Below are 20378 nucleotides of genomic sequence, written 5' to 3' on the forward strand. Positions count from 1 at the left end.
CATGGTTGATCTGATCGACGTAGTTCTGGAGGGGATTCAGGAAGTCGTTGACTGGTTTATTGGCCTCTTCAAGGCTGGCCTCCAATCTGGATATGAGGATCTCACCGAGGCGATGTTCGGCACTCCGACGCCACAAACGAGGGGTGCGTTCGTCTTTGGAGAGCCAACGAACGCCCCATGGTCCACAATCCGAGAGGCACTGATCGGCGGTGAGGTTATGCTGATCTCGTTGCTCCTGTTAGTGATGTGTGTCCAGGGACGGCACACGATCCGGATATTCAACATTGGAAGCGCGTATGAGGCCCACAGAACGAAACGAACGGCGTGGGTCGGTGCATTCCTCATCGCCACCTGGTACTGGGTGAGCGTACTGGCTCTCTACCTGATTGATGGATTTACTATCGCACTCGTCCCGGGCCTGGATTCCTTGAGCAACGTGATGCTCAACTTCCTTGAGGTGTCGCTGACAAATCCCGGATTATCGCTTGTCTTTGCACTCATCGGCGGTTTCTCAATGTGGGCCTTAGAGGCACTCTATTACGTTCGAGAGGTCCTCCTCTACGTTTACGTGTACGGGATGCCGATCGCATTTGCCTTCGCGTACGGCAATGTCCCGGTTCTTTCGAACGTTGCGATGGGGTTCAGTAAACGGTTTGTTCCACTCGCGATTCTACCTCTCCCTGCCGCTGTCGTATTCAAGGGATACGATGTTATCTACTCGCAAAACGCTCTCGCACCTGGGTCCCCGTTTTTACGATATCTGGTCGCGGCCTCACTGCCACTGATCGCACTCTACGTGACTTGGAAGACGTTCAAATTTGCAACGCCGCTGACGGCGAGGGTCATTGGTGGCGCGACGAAAGGAGCGGCTCTCGTCGGCGGTGTTGCAGCTGGCTCCTACCTCGGCGGAGCCGGCGTCGCTACGACTGCAGCTCGTTGGGGACCAAAGGCCGCTGCAGGCCATGCGGTCGCTCAGCGAGCCGCAGCGAAGGAGAATAATCGTACCGAAACGAGCAGTTCGCCATCGTACCGCCGCACTGAGAACGATCCCTGACTCCCCTAACAAATGTCGATCGACAAAGACGCAGCCGCACGGCGCATCATGGACCAGTTCGGTGAGGCAAGTCACATCCCCTACCTCAACATCGAGGAAGGCGATGTCGGCGTCCTGATTGCCGTCCCGATAGTCGGCCTGTTCATCGCCGGCCTCACCGGCATCGAATCACTCGCCCTGCCGTTCGTCGCTGGTGGCTTCGGCTTCGGCGTCGCGATCGTCTACGTCTCGCCCGACCACCTCAACGCGTGGATGTGGACGAAAGACGTGTATCGCTACGTCAAGCGCCCCCAGATCACGTTCAGCGCCCCGGAGGAAGCCGACAGTGGTACCAACGAGACGGAGCGCAACGAGGGCGGGCTCGCGAACTACACGCCGTTCACGCCCGACGAGCGGACGCAGGACCTCACGAACATCGAACGGGCGTGGCCGGGGGCTGGCGCGATCCAGCGCGCCGACGGCACGATGGAGGCGTTCATCGAGGTCGACCCCGGCAACATGGACTTCGCGATGTCCGACGATTGGGCGCGGCTCCAGGACGCCGGCGAGGAGTTCGCCAACAAGGAACTGGACTCGAAGCTCAAACTCCACGCGACGACCCGCTCGTTCCCGGTCGAACAGATTACGGAAAACATCGAAAACCGCCTGAACGACGAGGACGTCAAAGAGAACCCCATCTTCCGAGAACTCCTCGAGGAGTATCGGGAGACGCGGCCGAAGGAGATGCGCGAACGGGGCATCCAGCAGGTGCGGTACTACATCGGCGTCGAGGTCACCCCACTGGAAGTATACGACCGCTTCCGCGACGAGGGGACGCCGGCCGAGAAGCTGACCCAGTTCCCCGTCATCGGGTTCCTGTTCAACCCGTTCGTGACCCGCCGTGAGGACCTCACCGACGTCGAGCGCCGCGCACAGATGTTCGAGAAGCTGGACAGCCGAGTCAACGACGTCCGGTCGGAGTTCATCCAGCAGGCCTCAGGGTGGTCCGCTCGGCGGCTCAGCACGGTCGAACTCTTCGTGTTGAATATGGACTTCTGGAACGGCCGCGAACACGACTACGACGACGCAGAGAGCGTCGTTCGCGAACAACCCATCATCGGCCACTCGCGCCGGGAGGATGACCACGATGCGTAACCTCGTCCTCCAGACGGGCAGCGGAGCCGTCGGCCAGCTCACAGAGTGGCTGACGAATCCCACCTCAGCTGAAGGGGCCGCCCTCTACATCCTGCTCGCGGTACTGGTCGGTATCGGCGGGAAACTCCTCTGGGACTGGTACACCGACGACGATGAGGAAGAGGTCGAGTTCTCGGATTTGCTCGACGAGGAGACCATCGAACAGGGCGCGGCCGAACGCCAGCTCCTCGACGACATCGCCGAGTCACACAAGACGGTGACGGCGCCGGCGGCGATCGAGTGGGAGACGCGCGCGGCACGGGTCGGCGAGCAGTGGACGACGACGCTGTACATCGCTGACTATCCGGACTACCCCAACGACGGCTACCTCTCCGAGCTCTTCGAGATGACGGACGTGCAGTTCGACCTGACGGCCCACATCACGCCGAAGAACCAGGAGCGGGCGCGGAACGAACTGCAGGATATCGCTGACGACCTTCAGGTGGACGCTGACCTCGAACAGAGCGTGCGGAGTGCCTACCTACAGGAACGCGCCAACGAGGCCGCAGCGACGTACAAGGCCGTCGAGAACGGCGCGAACGTCTTCGACCAGGGGATGTTCATCACGGTCAGAGCCGACGAGAAGGAGGACCTCCGCGACGCCGTCCAGAAGGTCAAGAGCGCACTCCGCGACGATCCGGCGAACCTCACGCCGAAGACAGCGATCTGTCGGCAGGATCTTGCCCTCCAGTCCGCTGCGCCCATCGGCGACAACGAGTTCGGCCGGACGTCGATTGCGCTCGGCGGCGCCGTCGGCGCGCTGCTGTCCTCGCCGCACAACGCGACGATCCTCGAGGAGGGTGGCGTCGAGTTCGGGATTCACAAAGATAACCAGAGTCCGGTCGTCATCGACCCGTTCGCGCGGGACAACGGCTACGCGATGTTCACCGTCGGCGACACGGGGTCGGGGAAGTCGTTCAGTTCGAAGCAGAACTTCATCCGCTCCATCGAGCAGAGCAAGGACCGGATCGGCATCATCCTCGAGCCGCTGAACAACTGGGCGGGGGTCGCCGAAGCGCTTGACGCCAAACGCATCACGGTCGGCGGGACGCTCGGCCTGAACCCCTTGGAGATTCGGGAGACGCCCGAGCATGTCCAGCGGGCGATGGGCGAGGACGCGAGCCCGTTCAACGAGAAGCTCGACGACGCGATGAGCTTCCTCACCAACTTCTTCGCGCTCCGCGGCATCTCGCTGGGCGACCGCCGGACGACGCTGGAACTCGGGCTCAAGCGGGCGTACAAGCGCAACGGGATTACCGACGACATCTCCACGCACGGCAACCCGACCCCGACGATTCAGGATATGATGGACGTCTTCGAGGAGATGGTCAACGACCCCGAGGAGTTCGTCGTCCGGTCCGACGAGGAGGCGGGGAAGATCAAGGAGGACGCGACGTGGCTCCTCGACCAGCTTCGCCCCTTCGAGGACGACGGTCGCCACGCCAACCTCGGCCAGGAGTCCGACTTCGATATCCGTGACGAGAAGGTCATCTACCTCGACCTCGCCCAGCAGGAGGGCAGCGTCGACAGCAGCACGGCACTGACGATGCAGTTGCTGATCTCACTGGTGTACGAGCGGGCGAAAGTCTCGGAGAAGGAGGTCGTGTTCTACATCGACGAGGCGCGCTACATCATGCAGGACGCCGCGAGCCTGGCGTTTCTTGAGACGGTGTTCCGCCACCACCGGCACCACGACCTCTCGATCCGGCTGGTTACGCAGACCGTCGACGAATTCTTCGAGCACGCCGAGAGCGAGGCCATCCTCGACCAGTGTGCGGTCAAGCAATTCCACCGTCTCGATGGGATGGACGAGGAATGGGCTGATGAGTTCGGCCTAAACTACGCACAGATGCGGTTCGTCCAAGATGCCGTGCCGGGCAACGAGGACGCCGGCTTCTCCGAGGCGCTGGTGGGCGTCGACGGCGAGTGGCGCGGCATCCAGGTCAAAGCGATGCCCAAGGAGAAGCAGGTTATCGACTTCGACCCGACCTCCCAAGTTCGATCCTCGCTGCCCGGCGCCGGCGACGACGCCGTCGATACCGAGATGGAGGAGTTCCAGGACGAGCTCGAGCATCGAGCAACGAACGGAACGAACGAAACGAGCGAACTGAACGAGGAATCAGACGCCGTCGAAGCCGAGCCAGACGGCGGGTCAACGGAGGGGACCAACGATGGCTGAGTACCTTCGCGTCACGCCGACATCCGAGCGACTCGATCCGGAGAGTATCCCCCGAGTCCTCGACAGCCTCCACAAGCTGACCACGCCCGGCTCGTCGGGTCTCGGGGCGAAGCTGAACCCACTCCACAGTGAGACACCACCCCGATTCGAGTTCCTCGCGATCAGTGATGGCCCGGACGACCCGGTAGAGTTCTTCTACGGGGCCGATGCCCATCTCGATACGCTCGAGAAACGCCTCCGCTCCATCTATCCGGCCACGTTCGACATCGAGCGGGTTGACGTCGACGTCGCTGCCCGGCTCATTCAGCCAGTCGAGTTCACACCGCAGGAGTTCGTCGACCACTACGAGGCCGGACGGCTGCAGTACGAGTTTAGCCCGGCAGAACAGTACGACATCGTCGACGAGGAATCAGGGGACTCCGAGCCAGCCGAAGCGGACCCCGTTGTCGACGGCGGTACGGCAGCCACGAGCGTCCCCGATCATCACGTTACTGTCGGGGACTCAGCCCTCGAACTAGCGCCGCCCGATGCACTTCCAGACGACGAGGAAGAGCGACGGACCATCGAGAAGCCGACGATGACACCGGCGGGAACGATTCTGGCTCGCCCGGCACAGGATGCTGTCTCGCCGCTCGTTGTCCGGTGGTGTGGCGCCGCGTCGCGGAAGCAGGACTGGATGACCTCGCTGACGCCGTTCACAGCGGAGGAAACGAACGGCGATCTCTCATCCGTCGACGAGCCCGGCGCGGCGCTGGCGTCGCTGATCGACCATCTGATGGAGGCGACAGCGCCGACCGCGTTCCAGGCCGTCTTCCAACGGCGTGCCAGCTGGCAGTCCGACGCGGAGGTGCGGAAAGAGGACCTCGTCGACGGCCGCGACACGTTCTTCCAGGAGGTCGTCGGGTCGTTGCTCGAGGTCGAGGAGCAACGGAGCGACCAGGACGACCGCCAGCTCAGCGAGGCCGTCGAGAAGCGGATCGAGTACATCGATGCGAAGAACGCCAAACGGTCGTTCACGGTCAACATCCGGGCCGTCGGCGTCCCCACCGACGACACCCGCGACGACCTCGATGGTCGGATGGACTCGCTCCTCCCCGTGTTCGACCCGCTTGATGGACCGTTCTACGAGGTCGAGGGGCAACGCCTCCGAGACAGCGGCTTCCGTGAGAAAACGAAGGAGAAGAAGGCACGGGCCGCTCTCCAGCGCCTCCTCAATCGCGAGTTGACGACGGGCCGGGGGAAGACACGCCCCGAACTGACTCTCTGTGGAACTGAGCTCGCGAACTTCGTCCTCGTCCCCTCCTCCGAACAGTTGACCGTCGAAGGAACGCGGGGAACCAGAGCCGAACAGCAGAGTCGGAACCCGCTCCCGTGGCCGAATCCGGATCTGATCCAGCAGTTCCAGGACGGGATGGCCATCGGCTACGCGCTCGACGAGAATGGTGAGCCACGACCGGACCCCATCCGAATCCCGCCAGATCTGTTGCCGACGCATTACGGGCGGTTCGCGTCGACTGGTGGCGGGAAGTCGAAGGCCATCATCAACGACGCGCTCTCGCTCCGTGAGACGACTGGTGGCCCCGTCGTCCTCGTCGACCCGAAGGGGGACGGGATGTGTGAGAACTACCTGCGCTGCCACTACGAGCGGTTCGGTGGCCTCGACGACGTCTACCACTTCCGCGTCCCGGAGACAATCCCCGCGTTCTCCTTCTTCGACATCCGGCCTGCGCTCGAGGCGGGTCGCAACCGAGAGGACGCGATTCAGGACAAGGTCGACCACTTCCACGACATCCTCCGGATGATTATGGGCCGCGAGCAGTACGGCCAGGCGTTCGTCGCGAACGAGATTCTTAGCTACCTGATCAAGGCGCTGTTCGACGAGGAGTACGGGAGCGACGTGTTCGGGCTGGACGACCTCTTCGCCGCCGCCCTTCGGATGCAGCGCGACCAGACGATTCCCCCGGTCTCGGCGGACAACCAGAACATCGAGGAATCGCTGACGCGCCACTTCGCGAAGGACAACCACCAGTTCCAGGTGTCGATGGACGCCGTCGGGAACCGCCTCGACAAGCTCAAAGAGGATGCGCATCTCCGCCGGATCTTCAGCCACGTCCCCGAGCAGAACGAGGCCGGCGAGTACGTCGACAACCGGTTCGACTTCCGCGAGTTCCTCGATGAAGACGCCACCATCATCTTCGACCTCGGCGACCTTCGCCCGGAGGCACAGCGAGCGATCACACTCCTGCTGTTGAGCAACCTCTGGGACGCCGTGCAGGTGCGCCGTCGCGACGGTCAGACCGACTACGAGAAGCTCACGAACCTCATCATCGAGGAGGCGGCGCCGGTCGCGTCGACAAAGCTCGTCTCCGAGCAGCTACTGCCCCAAGGCCGGTCGTTCGGCCTGAGTATGGGGCTCGTGATGCAGTTCCCCGAACAGGTGCGGAACCGGAACGAGCGAGCCTATGACGAGGTGCTGAACAACATCAAGACGAAGCTCATCGGCAATATCTCGATCGAACGCGACCTCGCGGAGTCGCTCGCCCACGAGGACCTCAGCCCGACCGAACTCCGCAACCGGATCAACACGCTGCCGAGTGGCGAGTGGATCGCCCAACTCCCCAGCCCGTCGTTCGGGGAGACTGGGCCGCCGCCGTTTTCGCTGAAGCCACTCCCGATTGCGCCGGGCCATCCAGAAAGCGACCAGCCGCTCACAGACCCCCAGGAAGACCATTTCGAGTCCGTGTCCCGGCCACGGATGGTCGAACGGACACAGGCCCAGTACGGGCTAACAGAGCCGACTGAGTCGGGCACTGCTCCGGAAGAGACTGGCTGGGGTAGTACGGGGACCGAGACGACGGGCTCGGCTGCCGACGGCGATGCAGCGACCGACCCGACGCAATCCGCGTTCATCAGCGAATCGACGACCGAGGACGCATCGAGGTCGACCACCCAACCAGAGAGGGACAGCGACCCAGATGCAGACGAGTCAGAGATGAGCTCCCTGTTCGGGCAGGTCACCGAGACGGACGAGGAACCAACTGGTGACCAAGCAGCGCAGCCGGAGAACGGGGCAACGCCCGTCCAGGAAAGCAGCGTACCCGTCCCCGATGACGAACTCCGACAACGCGGGCTCAGCCGTGACGACGTCCGGTTCCTGAATCGGGTCCTCGACGTGATGAACAGAGAGGACGACGAGTACACGCTACTGGACAGGATGAGCCAGCTCCGGGACGAATACGACGACATCCATATAGAGCGGCTCACGGAGCAGGACCTCCTGGAAGCGGAATCCGCGGCGGGGCGCAAGTACTACACCGTCCTCCCCGACGGTCGAGACCTCCTCGGGAGAGAATTGAAGGCGGGACCAGGAGCGGGCGATCTCGGCGAGAAAACGCCACACAAGGTTGGCGTCCGGCTCCTCGAACTGTGGTTCCACCAGCAGGACAACGTCGTTCGCGTGGACCCGTACTACGAAACCGACGACGGCACCGTACTGGACGTGGCCGGCTTCGACGAGGACGGCGATCTCGTCTGGGCCGGCGAAGCAGAGCTCGCGAGTAACAACCGGCACGCCCCGGTCGAGGATTACGACAAACTCAGCGCGGTGGACGCCGACGCTATCTGGGCCTTCAACAATCGCGAGACGGCGCTCGATGTCCTGGAGAGCCTTGCCGACGCCGATCGGATCGACGAGCGGGTCAGCGGGCGGGCGGCACGGTCGTTCGCGACCATCAGAGACGCCGTCGACGACCTCGATGCTGCGGGCCTGACCACCGTTCGGGGCTTCAAAAATCTCGATCAGGAACTTAACTCATGACCTGGCGACAGGCGACCCGCGAGGAGATTTACGCCTACTACACCGAGGAGTTCCCCCGCTATCTGGACGACCTGCCGGAATTCATCACGGCGGCCGGCCCGAAACAGTACGCCGTCGCCTTCCGCGAGTCCTATCCGGTCCGCAAAGACGAGGTGCCGGACAAGGACTTCATCCGGCGGGATACGTGGCAGACAGATGCGTCGGGGGACCGAACGACGCCCGAGTTTGACGACTTCGAGGACGTCGTCGAGTTCATTCGCCACCCCGCTCGCAACGACCCGCTGGGGCGGAGCGAGTTCGCGCTTGCTGATCTGGAGGTGCTGGAGAAACCGGACCCACGGCCCGACGCCGTCTACTACGCGCTGGATCACTGGAAACGACCCTGGGTCCTCCTCGTCGACATCGACGCGAAAGAGATCGCCCGAGACCGAGCGGACGAGATGATCTCGGCGGACGTCGATGATCAGGACGGCGATGCGCTCCTCGACGCTGCTGGTATCCTCGACGCCGCTCCCGAGGGGTATCCGTACGCCTTCGAAGACGTCGATCGCGCCATCGAGTACGGGTTCGAGGTGCGCGACATCTTCGAGGACGATTTCGACGCCGAGGAGACGATGGTCGTATACAGCGGGCAGGGGGTCCACGTCTACCTGCTGGATACCGACCCGGCGCACCGATACGACGAGCAGAGTCGCGAAGTGTTGAACGACCTCCTCCTCGAGACGTACGACATCCCGATCGACCCTGTCGTCACGGCCGACCGCCGGCGGGTCGCCCGCTTGCCCTACTCACTTCACGCCGAAGTCTGTAGCATCGTTCAACCCATCGAGAGCCCGGCGTTCGACGTTCGGTCGGCGACGCCCGAGGTGATCGACGAATGAGTCCGAGTACGCCCACCGACGACCAGGACATGGCGTATCGAGTTGCGGCACTCCCGCTGGAGTACGGCGAGACCCGCATCAACCAGCTGTTTACGCGTGGCTACAACCGATACGTTGTCGACGGCGAGGACCAACCCGAGGACCTCGTGAACGACGTCGAACGGTTCGGGACGGCGGCGTTCAAAGAGCAGGTTCGCGCCGATGCCGCCGAGGAGCCGTTCGTCGACGAACCGGGGACGCTCGCCGTGCTCGCGACGCTGAGTGCGATCTGTGTGAAAGAGCACCCGAAGTTCGAGCACGCGTCGCCCCGGAACATCCAGGTGCTCTACGACATCCGAGAGCTGTACGTCAACAATCTCGCCTCCCTCATTCGGGCCCACGGCGATGGGTCGCTCCAACAGGACATCGCCGACGTGCTGTACAGTAAGGAGCCCGGTGAGGATGGCCCACATCCGGGTCGGGTCTGTACGGGCATCACGGAGATGCCGGAGTTCGGGGATGGCCTCTACCTCGAAATCCCGATGGCTGCGGCGTCACGCAAATGTCTCGTTCGAGCGGAGGGCGAGTCATCGACGGGGAGTGACGATGGCGGGGAGATACTGACGCGAGTGAAGGACAACAATCTGTACGTCCCGGTCGGTGATTTCGACAGCAAGTACCGGGACTACGCTGAGCGGGCGTTCAAGAAGCTCCTGCGGGTGCAAGAAGACGGGCTCTCCGACGACCAGCTATCGTGGCTGACCACGAACGAGTCGGCAATTACGGAGCGGATCGACCGCTTCCTCGAGACCGGCCATCACGAGCGCATCTGGCGGAACTGGGACCGTGGGGAACGGACGATTCGCGTCCTCCGGCGGGCCCTGAGTGACGCGCCCAATGACGTGGCACAAAAGGGTGAGTTCCACACGGCGAAAGAGCTCTATCGAGCGGTTACGGCGTACGATGCCGAGGATGACTGGGAATCCTCAGTAACAGACTGGATATCTAGTCCGAGCAGTCTCGCGAAGACGCTGGCCGACCACGAGTCCCACTCGGCCGTCACCATCGACCGCGACGGGCGCGTCAATACGTACCGAATCGGACGAGCCGGAACCGGCGCCGAACAGATCGAGGTCCGGGAGATCGAGGACCTCTTCGAACTTCCCTGTATGGCGAATATGGAGGAGCGACTACACGAGAAGAAGCCCGTCCGAAAGGACCTCTACAACTTCGCGCGGATGGTGATGTGGCTCCCGCAGTACCAAGACAGCAGCCTCGACGAAATCGTCGCGGATCTCAAGGACGTCTTCTCCCGGTGGCCATGGTACGACGAACAGGAGACGGAATACCAGGTCCGCTACGAGTTCTCGAACACGATCGGAGGCGACACGCCGTTGCCGATGAACTGCGATAACGACGATCTACAGCGCTACTGTATCGGTCAGGACCAGTGTTCCTACTCGATTTGGGGCAGCCTCCCGTTCCCGGATGAGATGTACGAGCAAGTCGACGAGGAATCGGCTGGGCCTACTGATCAATTCTGAACTGCTGATTTCATTCTTAGTTTGAATACTATCGAATAGTACCCTTTCCCGTGAAACGGCTGACAGACCCGTACACAATTACTGCTGGAAACTCCAGCGTTTGTGATCCATATTCTCGCTCAACGCCAGATACAGCTAGAGGTATGGTATAACCGCTATAAAGTCGATTCCAGGTCGGAGATAAGAAACGGCTATTCTCCCCTTCCTATTAGTATCAGTTGTGCTAAATGGGTGATATCTGGTGACTTGGAGGGATGAGATCATTCATCACGAGGGCCGGAAGGAAACTCAAGGACCTTTTCGGAGGTGATCAGGAGGTGGAGACAGATTCGTCACCCTTGGCAGTCAGTTATGTCCCACGGGAAGGCGTCCAAGAACAGATAGTTCAGCGCCTAGACGGAGAGAAAAACCAGTTTCATATTGCGGGCGAGCCAGGTGTTGGGAAGACCTTTCTCCTTGACTGGGTGGAGGACGAGTTCGGTGACGAATACGCGGTCGAACGGGTTGAGTTAGGCTCTCACCACAGTATCCAGACGGTGGCGCAGAAAATTTACCGGACGATACTTGGTGATATCCCAGAATCGGTGAAGGAAGGCGACCGAGAGATCACCGGTATCTCGGGAAGCGCTAGCGCTGGCGGGTTCGGAGGCGGGGGCGGGGTCTCATGGACACGAAACCCCCCAGAGTGGGCGGAAGATAGATTCCAATATATTGAAGCACTGGATCAGATGGCTGACTACGTCCCAGACGGTCATAAGCGACTCATCTGTCTTGATGACATCCACAACGTTGACGATGACGAGAAGAAAATAAAAGATGCTCTCAGCGAGATTGCCGAAGTGCTTGGACCGGAAGTTACCTTACTGTCAGTAGGCCGACTACAGTTCAAAGGCCAAGTTCCGGTAATCCGACTTTCTACGTTCAGTGAGGCACAGTCCGTCGAACTCTTGATGAACGAAGTACCTGAAATGGAACCAGCGACGGCACGGGAACTCCATGACCGGGTGAGTGGCCATCCATACTACTTGGGCCTCTTGGCAGATATCGAGGATCCCGCCGCCGCTATCGAGGTCCCTGAGGAGGACATCCGTGACTATATTGAAGAGGAGTATCTGGAAGCGCTGGGTGGAGATGAAGAGCGGTTCCTCCAAGCGACATCCCCGCTGACCGAGCTAGATGAGTATGTTTGTAGCGCTGTATTGGCGGACGAAGACGGGTTTGATCAGGTTGGTGTCCGCCGGTTGTTACGTGATCTCAACAAGCGGGTGATCGTCCAAGACAAGAGGACCGGCCCCGACGGGACGACTCGGTACGCGATCCACGACAAGTTCAGAGAGTTCTTGCTCCGCCAGGAGTCGAATCCGGGTGAAATCCACGTAGCAGCGTTTGAGTTCTATACAGATCAGCTTCGAGGCCAGATTGCGTCTGATGAAACTAATTTCGAACAGGGGACACAGTCCACCACGCTCTGCACCCATCACCTGTCCGCTCTGATCGAGTTGCAGGAGCAACAGCAGAGCGTAGCTGATTTTCTGGAAAGAGCATTAGGAGATGATGGATTGCCGTTCTATACGGCGACTGTTCTTCTTGACGAGCTCAAAGCGTGGCCGACAGATGATGTACCGGAAACCGTCGTGTCGACGGTGCTGTCTACCTTGGAGGATCGAGAGCCGCTTGCACGGTACTTTTTCGACGAGAAAGTCAATCGATCGTGGGCTGAACAACTCTACGATCAAGAAGTCTTCGCTGATCCAGGTATCCCTCACATGCAGTACCTGTCCAGCATCATCGACGTTCACCCGGACTTTGTAGTCAAGGTTATTACTAATCTCGACAGCGAAGATCCGAACACGCGACGGTGGCTAATCAGCATCGCAGGCGATCTGCCCGCTGATGCAGCGGCTGAGACGGCTGCTATTATCGAGTCGTGGGTCTCAGAATCAGAGTCGTTCCACCAACTGGATTTCTATGCGATACAGCTAATCCAGCATTTGGTTGAACATGACGAGATAGAGGCCGCAGTGACCGTGTTAGGCGGTGTACTTCGGGCACCACAACGCGATGCCGACCTCGACTGGCAGCAGGACGAGCAGTTCGAACAGTATGAACTCCACGAGCTGTTTCAGGAGACACGTGAGATTTTTGTTGAGGCGTGTGGCCACGAGTTCCTCAATGCATTAGATGAGGCATTACGAAGGATCTTGGATGCCGGAACGGATCCTGAAGGAGAGCCGATTTATGAATCAGTAGCTAGCCGAACCCCGATACCTGACCTTGATTACGGTGAGAACAATTCCGGTGAACGGAAGCATATCCTCTTCACGTATCTGAGCCTCGCTGCCAACCAGTGGGTTAGTGCTGATCCAAACGAAGATAGTCGGGAAGATTTGATCACATCATATCTAGAGGACCCTATTCCTGCATTCCGGCGTATCGGCTTGTTTCTCCTCAGTCAGCACCCTGATACATATCAAGACCTCGTTGCCGATGAGTTAGGAGAGGAGACAAACTACGACGATGATAATATCCAGTATGATTTCTATAGACTGGTAGAAACCGCGTTTTCCTCTCTCGACGACGACCAGCAGAATCAGGTTTACAAGGTACTCCGCGAAGGGCCACAGGATAGACAGTGGATTGAGGACCGGGCGGCCCACGAAGCGCCAGATCGTGAGCAGTCTGAAGACGAAATTGTACAGGAGCGTGTGGAGCGGTGGCGATTGAAACGCTTGTATCTCCTTGATGGAGAAGTCTCAGCTGACCAGCAGGAGTATATTGACTTCTTAGTCGAAAAATACGGGGTTCCAGAAAGGACTGCGTCCGAGCCGTATACACCATCGGTCCGTGGTGGTTTTGTGGATGAACGAGGACCGGAAGATCTTGAGACGCTTCGTACTTGGTCCGCTGAAACCGTCCTACAGATGTGTGTGGACTGGAATCCCCCTGAAGGCCAATTGTGGTCTTTCGATGATGATGAGCGGGTAGAGGTCAGTCACTGGGGGTTTGCCAAACAGCTCTCCCAGTTGGTTAAGGAGCAGCCAGCTTCGTACGCAGAGAGAATCAGTATTCTGGAAGATGCGAAACCACAGTACGCGGATGTCGTTCTGGATGGGCTTGCTGAGGCGCTACAGAACGATGGGCGGTTCTCCTGGCAGCCAGTCCTATCGTTTTGCGAGACGGTGACAGATGAACCAGGTCAGTGGCCGTCTCGGTGCCGTACCTCGATTGCCCGGCTTCTCCGAGAGGGTATCCAGTCAGACCAGACTGATTTCCCCAGGAAGTACTTAGTCCGCGTTGAGGGGCTGTTGGTTCATTTGCTCACGGAGGTCGGTCTTGAGACAATTGAAGAACAGCCGCAGAGTTGGAAAGGTGGCGTCGGTGACCCTGAAGAGGAAGTACGGAGAAACGGGGTCGCTACAGTTGTCAGTTATATATGGTGGAAAGACCAGAACGATTGTTTAGGTGACGATGGGTTAGATGAGCCTCTCCGAGGAGCAATCCAGACAAGGATAATTGAAGATAGCGCTGTCCCGGTGCGGACGGCTTTGGGCAGGCATTTCCAGACGTTCTGGGCAGCAGATAAAGATCTGATTCAGTCACATTTGGACGACCTCTTTCCAAGAGGCGATGAAAACGAGGCGAAGCAGCTGTTTTCGGCAGTGTGGAACGGGTACACTAGAGGTAACCCACTCCTTCAACCAGCATTCTCCGAGCTACGGCCGTTCTACAGGCATGCATTAGATTTGCTGGCCGAAGATGAGTCTGATGAGGGATGGATCACTGCAGCGACGACAGCGTCCCATATTGGTATGGCGTATGTCGTTGAAGACGAATCACTTGACGACGATGAGAGTTTAATACGGCAATTCTATGATATGATGCATTCGGAGACAACAGCAAACGTGGCCGATGCATTCTCACAAGTCCTTGATAACGAGGACAGCCCGCTCGACGATCACTGGGACGCGATCCGTGAGCTCTGGCAGTGGCGACTTGGTCAAGTCGAAAGTGAAATAACCGATATCGAAGATGCCGCCGAGTACCATAAAGAATTCAGATATTTCCTTCAATGTCTTCAACACACTGATACAGCCAGTCTGGAGGACGAACAGGACCTTGCGGAGCGGACTGCTCCTTTCCTCGTTCATCAAGCCCCACATGTGCGGATTCTTGAGGAATGGTTAGGCGAACAGTCAGCGACCTACCCTGCTGCAGCGATATCCGTTTACCACGCTGTTATTGAAGCGGTCCCTGATGAAGAATGGCACAATATTGCCCGTTCAAGCAAAGACGAGATGCGAGAGACGCTGTATACAAACGCCATCCACGCAGGGGATGAACCAGGATCCCTTGCGTACAAGGTCGCAAACCGATTCGCAGCAGCCGGGTACGAGATAGATAAAGAGTTTCTTGACAGCTACCTCAGTAACGACGATTCCCGCTAACATCCTTATTTAAATCGACTACATAAACTATCCCATCTGAATTTATTTTAGCAATTTCACAGAGCCAGACGTCTCTCAGATAACCGAAAGTTAGACTTTAGACCAGAACCAGAAACTTCTGATTCCCGTCGAGCTATTTTCAGCACCTAACACGACCGAAACCGGTGATATAGAGGGGATTTCGCGATTCGAAGTGCCAAGCCGGAGAACCTCGAGAGATTCAGACCCGGTGAAGCAACGGTTCCAAGGTATTCAGATACGTCCGTAATCTCCTTCGTTACCCCGCCGTCGAGCAATTTTTCAAATCACAGTATTATCCTGGAACTCGTCGAGGTACTTTCTACGCGCTCAAATCGGCCCGACGGGGTTCTTCTACGATTTGAGCTCGTTATTATGCCTTTCATATCGCGGTTTTCGTCCAAAGAAAGGGGCGATATGCAATGTGCGAAGGCTGCCGGCTCTCTCAGGCCGAGGGACCATTACAGGGGTAGCGGAACTACAGAAGTATCAGAATTAGCGCATAGGTTGACGGGGTGCGTTTCGGTGGTGTCTGTCGCCCCCACGAGGGGGTGGCGGGGCGCATCACGTGCCCCCGATAGACGATGGCTTCGGAACAACGCAGCAGGGAACGAGCAGCGGATCACGCAGCAACTACCACTGACGGTGAGGCGCCGTGGGCGGACCTCGAGATGACGGTTCCGACCGACCGGGATCACGCGTCGGTCGTCGCGCTCGTGGAGTGTGCCCTCGTCGAACTCACGCACGAGACCGTGGGCGCCGTCTTCGTCTCCCGGCAGGTCGGGCGGTCGACGCGGACGCAGTACGTCGCCGCCGACGACGTCGGCGAGCAGTTCCAGAAGCGGCACTTCGACGACCGACTGGGCTGGCACGAGACCACCGTCCCTCGACGAACCGTTCGCGACGAGCTCATCACTCAGCTCACGCAATCGCCTTCGATGTCGGCGGAGCGGTTAGATGAGAAAGCAACCAGCGAGCCAGACACCTTCGTCGTGAAGCCAGTTCGAGAGCTCCGAGCGCTGTAGGGACGAGGCTTAACCAACATTTCCGACCAATACCAGCACGGTGTTGGTTAACGGTGGGGCTGGATCCACTCCCTCGCCCCCACCCACCGCCCAACTCCTCGAGTGAGTGTATCCTGGCGGCCGGGCGATCCGAGGAGGTGCCGAATCTGTACGCCATGAACTGTTTGTCGGCGCCAGGAGGCGTGCAGCGCGCAACAGCGTGCGCTGCGTGACTCACCATGCCGGGTCCCGATCCTCACGACGACACGAGTCGCGACTACGAACGGTTCGAGAAGAAACAGCTTGCCCAGGACCGCGACGCCATCGGCGTCGACACGGCGGACATCGACGACACGACGGCCCAACGCTTGGTCAACGACCTCGTCGACGCAGACGTCGTCACTCCGGTTCCTGAAGACCACGTTCTGGTTCACAAGCCGAGCGGTACGGTGTTCGACTCGACAACGCAGTTGGCCGTCTTCCACCGTGGCTGGACGGCCAACCGCGACGCCGACGCGGAGGCCGAGTGATGCAGTAGACGCTCGTCGGCTGTGCGTTTTGCGACGCCCCGCCTGGTACCGAGACTGGCGAGGCCCACACCTGGGGGCAAGACGATCGGGTCACCCACCCGATCTGCGTCGACTGCGCGATTCAGACAGAGCCGGATCCCGACGAGCGCGATCACGTCGCCTGTGATGGCTGTGGGCTAGTCGTGGACACGCTCGCGGCACTCACCCGGTTCCGGGTCGAACTGGGGCATCTGGAAGGCCCGTTGCAGCTGTGCGCCCGCTGTAGCCCGGGTGGGCTCGCGACGTACTGGACGCGCGACCTCGAGGAGCATCTCGTTACGACGCCGGTGGAGTGACCCAAACACTCTTTACTGTTTCGCTGTAAACTGTAATCAAGAACGAATCGTGTCACGCACCTCAAACCGCGCGGACGGCGACATCGTCCAAGACTTCCTCTCGGTCGCCGATCTCCTCGAGGAGCCACAGCTGGCCCAGCTGTACGCGTACCTCGCTCGGGAGGGGGAGGCGACCGTCCAGGACGTGATGGACGACCTCGAGCTCGCACAGGGAACCGCCTACAGCTACGTCAACCGGCTCGTCGACGCCGGCGTCGTCGACGTCACCGACGACGAGCAGCCCCGCCGGTACGCTGCCCGGGAGATCCACCTGACCGTGACGACGACGGCGGGCGACCGCGAGTACACGATCACGCCGGCGCTCATCGACGCCGTCGGCCGCCGCGAGACGAATGCGGACATCGACACCTACATCGACCGCCACGGCGTCGCCGGCCTCGCAACCGCGCTCACCTACGCCGTGGCTCGGGAGCGTGGGGAAGTGACCCATCGGCTGATGGCCGAAGACCTCGACATCTCCCCGCTGGCTGCGGAGATGATCCTCCAGGCGCTGCGACCCGTCGTCCACGAACACTACAACATCGAGGAAGCTGGGGCAGGACTCGACGAGTTGGATATCGACGACGGCGACGGCGCTGACGACGCGTGACCGCGCTCCACATCGCCGACACCGGCCTGTTCGTCGCGATGGGACAGCCCTCGAACAGCCGCTATCAGACCGTTCGGCGGTTCGCTCGTCGGAACGACGTCACCTTCGTCCTGCCCGAACGGGTGTACGAGGAGCTGACCGTCGACGACCCCGACGTCGAGGAAGTGCCGATTGAAACCGGGATCGACGAGGGTTGGGCGACAGTTGCGCCGCCACTCGAGTTCTCCGAGCCTGTCGTTTCCGGGTGATGGACGGTGTCCAGCGGTACATCGCGAACGCCGATGACCGACCCACCGACGAGGTCGAACGGGCGGACGCTGCCCTCGCCGCCCTCGCTGCCCAGCATCTCAGCGCGGGGTCGGCGACCGAGGTGTACATCTACACGACCGATATCGCGGCCGGCGAAGGGGCCGAAACCGTGCTCGCGAGTGAGGGGTACGGTGACTCGGTGACGTTCGTGAACGGGTTCCGGTTCATCGAGGACCTGGTCGCCGGCGACAGCTGACTGAGTGCTAGGCTGATTCGGTGGAAGAGGACACTCGAAAGCCCTCAGCCGCTCGACGTCCCGCGACCGCGCGAGACTCCGTCTCGCTGGCCCTCGTTCGCTCCGCTCACGAGGACGCCGCTGCGCGCCCCGTGCTTGCGGGGTCGGGGGACGTTCACGGCGCGAAGCGCCGTGTGCTCGGGAGACGTAGTCTCTCGGTGGCCGAGGCGGCCTCGCCCGTTCTGAGTCCGCCAGGACGGTAGATGCCTCACCGAGCGACGTAGCCGGCTGGACAGGTGTGTACGTACTGGCCCGCCCCGCTCGCCGCCACTAGTTGATGAGAACTCGGGGAGTCGAGAGTTACGAACCAGAATTTATACGATTTGGGCTTCAGGAAGCCGTATGAGCAACGGATCGCTGGGGAAGCATCGTGATTTTCAGTCGCTATTTGATGAGCTGGACGGCGTCGCTCTCTGGACAGCGTCCGAACCGGGGGAATTCGAGTACATCAGTGCTGGCTTCGAAGATATCTGGGGTATTCCCCCCAATGAAATCAAAGACGACATCGGGAAACTGGTTGAGACGATTCATCCCGACGACCGAGAGCGTGTTCGCGCAAACATCGAGGAATCAACCCGCGAACTCCGTGATACAGAGTATGAGGGGCGCGTCGTTCGTCCGGATGGTTCGGTCCGGTGGACGCTCAATCGGCAAGTTATATTACAGGATGAGGCGGGAAATGTCTCGGAGGTCATCGGCATTTCCACCGACATCACCGATCAAAAACGACGCGAGCAAGAACTTGAACTATTGAATCGGCTCGTTCGACACGATATCCGGAACGATATGGCGGTCGTCCTCGGCTGGGCAGAAATGCTCGACGACCACGTCGACGACGAGGGGCGCGAATATCTACAGAAGATCCTTGCCAGCGGTGAACACGTCGTTGAACTGACCGAGGTCGCGCGTGAATACGTGGAAACGGTCGTCTCGGATGAAGCGGTCACCGTGGAACCCGTGCCACTGCGTTCGGTCCTAGAAACCGAGCTGTCGCTTCGAGAGGAGTCCTTCCCGGAGGCAGAGTTCGTACTGGAGAGCTCCCCGCCTGATGTGGAGGTCGCTGCGAACAGTATGCTCAATTCGGTCTTCCGGAATCTCCTCAACAACGCTGTCCAACACAACGATGCCGACACTCCTCATATCGAGGTTTCGTATGAGGTACGAGACGACGAGGTTGAAGTGCGAATCGCCGATAACGGACCCGGAATCCCCGACGATCACAAAAACACCGTGTTCGGTAAAGGGGAGCGGGGGCTCGGCAGTCCCGGTACGGGAATCGGGCTCTATCTCGTTGATACGCTTGTCACCGAATACGGGGGCGAAATCTGGGTGGAAGGCAATGAACCGACAGGCGCCGTCTTTGTTGTCGAACTCCCGCGCGCTGGCTGAGCCTCGCAGTTAGAATGAATGGGCTCTCGGGTCGTGGTGATCCGTCCACCTGTTCTACGAAACCTTGCTCCCCCGCCAGCGCTAACTGTCTGTCCATCCTTTGACCGTCATGGGACTGATTGCGGAGTTCCGGATGGTCTCCGAGCAGCTGCCGCTTGTCGACGTGGCGGAGAGCGTGCCCGAAGCAACCGTCGAGTTTGAGTCGGTCCAGGGGCACCCGTCGGGAACGCCGACGTTCATCGTGCGGATCGCGGGTGCCGACGCCGACGTGATCGAGACAGCGTTTGCCGACGCCGGCTCGGTGACCGACCACTCCCTAGTCGCCGAGGAGACGACGCGGCGCTACCGCTGTCGCCCGACCGGCGATCCGCCGACCAACTGGGAACTGCTCGCGGACAACGGGTCGATCCCCGACCGGGTGCTCGCCACGCCGAGCGGTTGGGAGGAGCGGCGCTGGTTCGCCGACCGCGAGGAGTTCGACCAGTTCCAGAGGTTCTGCCGGTCCAACAACTACGACCTCCGGTTGGACCGACTTGTTGAGACCGACGAGGGGAAGGACGGGAGGGCGACCGGTCCGTTCGGGAACGGCGACCACTCCTGGCCGCGCGAGATGACCGACGCTCAGCGGGAGGGGCTCGTCACCGCCCACGAGATGGGCTACTTCGACACGCCGCGGACTGCCACGTTGGCCGACGTCGCAGACGAACTCGGCGTCGCGTCCGCGTCGCTCTCCGAGCGACTGCGCCGCGCACAGAACCACCTCATCGCCGAGTTCCGGCGCACCTCTAGTATGAAACCCCGAATAAATTAGGGTGCAGACTACGGGTTCGTGGTCAC

12 protein-coding genes and 2 pseudogenes are annotated in these 20378 nt (G+C 60.3%); all 14 read left to right on the plus strand.

The window, feature by feature from the left end:
* The first annotated feature begins 1 nt into the window (after position 1).
* Positions 2–1054 (plus strand): hypothetical protein, encoded by a 1053-nt coding sequence (locus D8896_RS17100; protein WP_121823319.1) that lies wholly within the window; start codon positions 2–4, stop codon positions 1052–1054.
* Between the two features lie 12 nt (positions 1055–1066).
* Positions 1067–2188 (plus strand): hypothetical protein, encoded by a 1122-nt coding sequence (locus D8896_RS17105; RefSeq protein ID WP_121823320.1) that lies wholly within the window; start codon positions 1067–1069, stop codon positions 2186–2188.
* The gene (locus tag D8896_RS17110) at positions 2172–4406 is read left to right on the plus strand and encodes a VirB4 family type IV secretion system protein (RefSeq protein WP_205596872.1); all 2235 of its coding nucleotides are present in this window, start codon (positions 2172–2174) and stop codon (positions 4404–4406) included. Before D8896_RS17105 ends, D8896_RS17110 begins: the two co-directional genes overlap by 17 nt.
* Positions 4399–8223, plus strand: a complete 3825-nt coding sequence (locus D8896_RS17115) for an ATP-binding protein (protein ID WP_121823321.1) — start codon at positions 4399–4401, stop codon at positions 8221–8223. Before D8896_RS17110 ends, D8896_RS17115 begins: the two co-directional genes overlap by 8 nt.
* Complete coding sequence (locus D8896_RS17120) at positions 8220–9104, plus strand: bifunctional DNA primase/polymerase (RefSeq protein ID WP_121823322.1); 885 nt, start codon at positions 8220–8222, stop codon at positions 9102–9104. The genes D8896_RS17115 and D8896_RS17120 overlap by 4 nt, the downstream gene beginning before the upstream one ends.
* A complete protein-coding gene (locus D8896_RS17125; protein ID WP_121823323.1) occupies positions 9101–10627 on the plus strand; it encodes a primase-associated protein in 1527 nt (508 codons plus the stop codon). The genes D8896_RS17120 and D8896_RS17125 overlap by 4 nt, the downstream gene beginning before the upstream one ends.
* Before the next feature lie 254 nt (positions 10628–10881).
* Entirely contained in the window at positions 10882–15072 is a 4191-nt protein-coding gene (locus tag D8896_RS17130) for an ATP-binding protein (RefSeq protein WP_121823324.1), read from the plus strand.
* A 602-nt stretch (positions 15073–15674) separates the two neighbouring features.
* On the plus strand, positions 15675–16115 hold the full coding sequence (locus D8896_RS17135; RefSeq protein ID WP_121823325.1) for a hypothetical protein: 441 nt from the start codon (positions 15675–15677) through the stop codon (positions 16113–16115).
* A gap of 218 nt (positions 16116–16333) precedes the next feature.
* Positions 16334–16624 carry a hypothetical protein gene (locus tag D8896_RS17140; protein WP_121823326.1) on the plus strand — a complete coding sequence of 97 codons (291 nt, stop codon included), beginning with the start codon at positions 16334–16336 and terminating at the stop codon, positions 16622–16624.
* 11 nt (positions 16625–16635) lie between these two features.
* Positions 16636–16959, plus strand: a pseudogene (locus D8896_RS20185) (DUF7558 family protein); the annotation flags it as partial.
* A 49-nt stretch (positions 16960–17008) separates the two neighbouring features.
* Positions 17009–17608 (plus strand): DUF7437 domain-containing protein, encoded by a 600-nt coding sequence (locus tag D8896_RS17150; RefSeq protein WP_121823327.1) that lies wholly within the window; start codon positions 17009–17011, stop codon positions 17606–17608.
* Positions 17605–18113 (plus strand): annotated as a pseudogene (locus D8896_RS17155) (hypothetical protein). Before D8896_RS17150 ends, D8896_RS17155 begins: the two are co-directional and overlap by 4 nt.
* A 381-nt stretch (positions 18114–18494) precedes the next feature.
* Complete coding sequence (locus D8896_RS17160) at positions 18495–19541, plus strand: PAS domain-containing sensor histidine kinase (RefSeq protein ID WP_121823328.1); 1047 nt, start codon at positions 18495–18497, stop codon at positions 19539–19541.
* 109 nt (positions 19542–19650) lie between these two features.
* Positions 19651–20352, plus strand: coding sequence for a helix-turn-helix domain-containing protein (locus tag D8896_RS17165; protein WP_121823329.1), 702 nt, complete (start codon positions 19651–19653; stop codon positions 20350–20352).
* The last annotated feature ends 26 nt before the right edge of the window (positions 20353–20378 follow it).

The sequence above is a fragment of the Halostella salina genome (assembly GCF_003675855.1).
GTDB lineage: Archaea > Halobacteriota > Halobacteria > Halobacteriales > Natronoarchaeaceae > Halostella > Halostella salina.

Coding starts and splice junctions, on each gene's coding strand:
- D8896_RS17100 (WP_121823319.1), top strand. CDS start 2: ATGGTTGATCTGATCGACGTAGTTCTGGAGGGGATTCAGGAAGTCGTT.
- D8896_RS17105 (WP_121823320.1), top strand. CDS start 1,067: ATGTCGATCGACAAAGACGCAGCCGCACGGCGCATCATGGACCAGTTC.
- D8896_RS17110 (WP_205596872.1), top strand. CDS start 2,172: ATGACCACGATGCGTAACCTCGTCCTCCAGACGGGCAGCGGAGCCGTC.
- D8896_RS17115 (WP_121823321.1), top strand. CDS start 4,399: ATGGCTGAGTACCTTCGCGTCACGCCGACATCCGAGCGACTCGATCCG.
- D8896_RS17120 (WP_121823322.1), top strand. CDS start 8,220: ATGACCTGGCGACAGGCGACCCGCGAGGAGATTTACGCCTACTACACC.
- D8896_RS17125 (WP_121823323.1), top strand. CDS start 9,101: ATGAGTCCGAGTACGCCCACCGACGACCAGGACATGGCGTATCGAGTT.
- D8896_RS17130 (WP_121823324.1), top strand. CDS start 10,882: ATGAGATCATTCATCACGAGGGCCGGAAGGAAACTCAAGGACCTTTTC.
- D8896_RS17135 (WP_121823325.1), top strand. CDS start 15,675: ATGGCTTCGGAACAACGCAGCAGGGAACGAGCAGCGGATCACGCAGCA.
- D8896_RS17140 (WP_121823326.1), top strand. CDS start 16,334: ATGCCGGGTCCCGATCCTCACGACGACACGAGTCGCGACTACGAACGG.
- D8896_RS17160 (WP_121823328.1), top strand. CDS start 18,495: ATGAGCAACGGATCGCTGGGGAAGCATCGTGATTTTCAGTCGCTATTT.
- D8896_RS17165 (WP_121823329.1), top strand. CDS start 19,651: ATGGGACTGATTGCGGAGTTCCGGATGGTCTCCGAGCAGCTGCCGCTT.